The sequence below is a fragment of the Subdoligranulum sp. APC924/74 genome (assembly GCF_003324125.1).
In the GTDB taxonomy this organism is placed as follows: domain Bacteria; phylum Bacillota; class Clostridia; order Oscillospirales; family Ruminococcaceae; genus Gemmiger; species Gemmiger qucibialis.
Genome location: NZ_PSQF01000164.1, coordinates 1 through 2,945, shown reverse-complemented (window position 1 = coordinate 2,945; position 2,945 = coordinate 1). Strand labels below are relative to the sequence as shown.

At 54.3% G+C, this 2,945-nt stretch carries 2 protein-coding genes; both read left to right on the top strand.

The window, feature by feature from the left end; translation table 11 throughout:
* Positions 1-166 precede the first annotated feature (166 nt).
* Entirely contained in the window at positions 167-730 is a 564-nt protein-coding gene (locus tag C4885_RS15845) for a TetR/AcrR family transcriptional regulator (RefSeq protein WP_114001259.1), read from the top strand.
* 276 nt (positions 731-1,006) lie between these two features.
* Positions 1,007-2,782 carry an oleate hydratase gene (locus C4885_RS15840; RefSeq protein ID WP_114001258.1) on the top strand — a complete coding sequence of 592 codons (1,776 nt, stop codon included), beginning with the start codon at positions 1,007-1,009 and terminating at the stop codon, positions 2,780-2,782.
* The last annotated feature ends 163 nt before the right edge of the window (positions 2,783-2,945 follow it).

Sequence of the window (2,945 nt, the reverse complement as noted above, 5' to 3'; positions counted from 1 at the left end):
TATTATCTGCGCTTTTGGCTTGGCATCTGCCGCACCTCGCTCGCCGTATCGGCACTTAGAATTATGCGGTATTGCCTAAAATTCCTGCCAAGAAAAGTTCACATCCTTGTGGTAGAATAAATATTATGATGTTCAAGCAATATCGCCCATGGAAAGGGGACTGCCCATGTCGCAGATGACAAAGCGCGCACTGGAAGCTTCGCTCAAGGAACTGCTGCGCCACAAACCGCTGGACAAAATCACGGTCAGCGACTTGACCGACCACTGCGGGGTCAACCGCATGACCTTTTATTACCACTTTAAGGATATTTACGACCTTGTGGAATGGTGCTGCGAGGAGGACGCTGCCCGCGCGCTGGCCGGGCAGAAAACCTATGATACCTGGCAGCAGGGCTTTTTGCAGATTCTGGAAGCCCTGCGGAAGGACAAAGCGTTTTTTACCAGCGTCTACCGTTCCATCAGCCGCGAACAGCTGGAAAATTATCTCTACCGCCTGACCTATGACCTGATGATGGGCGTTGTGGAGGAGCGCGCCGCCGGTATGACGGTTCGCCCGGAGGATAAAGAGTTTATCGCCAACTTTTATAAGTTCGCCTTTGTGGGGCTGACACTGGACTGGATCAAAAACGATATGCGTCAGGACCCCGCCCAGCTGGTGGAACAGCTTTCCACCCTGATTCACGGTGATGTGACCAAGGCGTTGGAAAAATGCCGCATTGATAAAAGCTGATGTACATCTTGCGTTAAGGGCCGAAACCATGAAATGCACGATCTGCGAAAAACTAATGTAGGCCGCCATGGCCCCCACCATCTTCCGCTGTTTTCTCGCCCCTGTAACAAAAACTTCAAATTTTATACAAAACAGCCGCCGTGATAAAAATTTAATCACAGCGGCTGTTTTGCTGATTGTGAACCCTGCCTCCGCTGGTTATACTATAGACATTCCAAAAGGAACACCCCAGACAAACAGCAGCAAACAATAAAACCAACGCAAGGAGGCTTTTTTATGTATTATTCCAGCGGTAACTATGAAGCTTTTGCCCGTCCCGAAAAACCGGAGGGCGTTGACCACAAGAGTGCCTACCTTATCGGCAGCGGCCTGGCCGCGCTGTCTGCCGCATGCTTTATGGTGCGTGACGGCCAGATGAAGGGCGAGCACATCCATGTGCTGGAAAAGGATCCCATCCCCGGTGGTGCCTGCGATGGCTACAAGTACCAGGACATCGGTTACGTTATGCGCGGCGGCCGTGAGATGGACAACCACTTCGAGTGCATGTGGGATTTGTTCCGCTCCATCCCCTCCATTGAGGATGAGAACGTCACCGTGCTGGACGAGTATTACTGGCTGAACAAGCACGATCCCAACTACAGCCTGTGCCGCGCCACCGTCAACTGCGGCGAGGATGCCCACACCGATGGCAAGTTCGGCCTGTCTGACAAGGGTGCCATGGAGATTTTGAAGCTGTTCATGACCCCGGACGAGCAGTTGTACGATAAAAAGATCACCGACTTCTTTGATGACGAAGTCCTGAACACCAACTTCTGGCTGTACTGGCGCACCATGTTCGCCTTTGAGAACTGGCACAGCGCCCTGGAGATGAAACGCTACCTTCAGCGCTACATCCACCACATCGGCGGCCTGCCGGATTTCACCGCCCTGCGCTTTACCCGCTACAACCAGTATGAATCCATGATCCTGCCCATGGTCAAGTACCTGGAAAGCTATGGCGTGCAGTTCCATTACGGCGTCAAGGTGACCAACGTTGCCTTTGACTGCGCCAACGGCAAAAAGCAGGCCACCCGCATTGATACTCTGCGCGATGGCCACGAAGAGTGCATTGACCTGACCGAGAACGACCTGGTGTTCATCACCAACGGCGGCTGTGTCGAAAACTCCACCATTGGCAGCCAGACCACCGTTGCCCCCCTCAAGTTTGATCTGAAGGAAGGCGGCGGCTGGGATCTGTGGCGCAAGATCGCCGCCCAGGACCCCAGCTTCGGCCACCCGGACAAGTTCTGCTATGACCCGGAGCTGAGCAACTGGATGAGCGCCACCATCACCACGCTGGACCAGCGCATTGTGCCCTATATCAAAAAGATCTGCAAGCGCGATCCCTTCACCGGCAAGGTCGTCACCGGCGGCATTGTCTCCGTCAAGGATTCCAGCTGGCTGCTCAGCTGGACCCTGAACCGCCAGCAGCAGTTCCGCGACCAGCCCAAGGACCAGCTCTGCGTTTGGGTGTACAGTCTGTTCAGTGATAAGCCCGGCGATTACGTCAAGAAGCCCATGCGCGAATGCACCGGCGAGGAGATCTGCCAGGAATGGCTGTACCACATTGGTGTACCAGTTGACCAGATCGAGGATCTGGCTGCCAACAGTGCCAACACCGTGCCCTGCATGATGCCGTATATCGACGCTTTCTTTATGCCGCGCGCTGCCGGCGACCGCCCGGATGTTGTGCCCGAAGGCGCTGTGAATTTCGCTTTCATCGGCCAGTTTGCCGAGACCAAGCGCGATACCATCTTTACCACCGAGTATTCCATCCGCACCGGCATGGAAGCGGTTTACACCCTGCTGAATGTTGACCGCGGCGTACCGGAGGTCTGGGGCAGCGTATATGATATCCGCGACCTGCTGGATGCCACCGTAAAACTGCGCGACGGCAAAAAGGTCACCGATATGGAGATGAACGTTGTGCAGAAACTGGCCCTGAAAGAAGCTTTGAAGAAGCTGGAGGGCACCGAGATTGAAAAACTGCTGAAAGAATACAATGTGATCTGAAGCGTATAATCATTCTTCCATAAAAAACACTGCCCCGGCGGGATATCTTGTCCCGCCGGGGCAGTGCTTTATATGATTCTATTTAAGGCAACACCGCACAATTCCCGCCTTACGGCTTAAGCACCGCTCCGACGGCTGCGGCACGGCATCTGCGTTGCCAAAA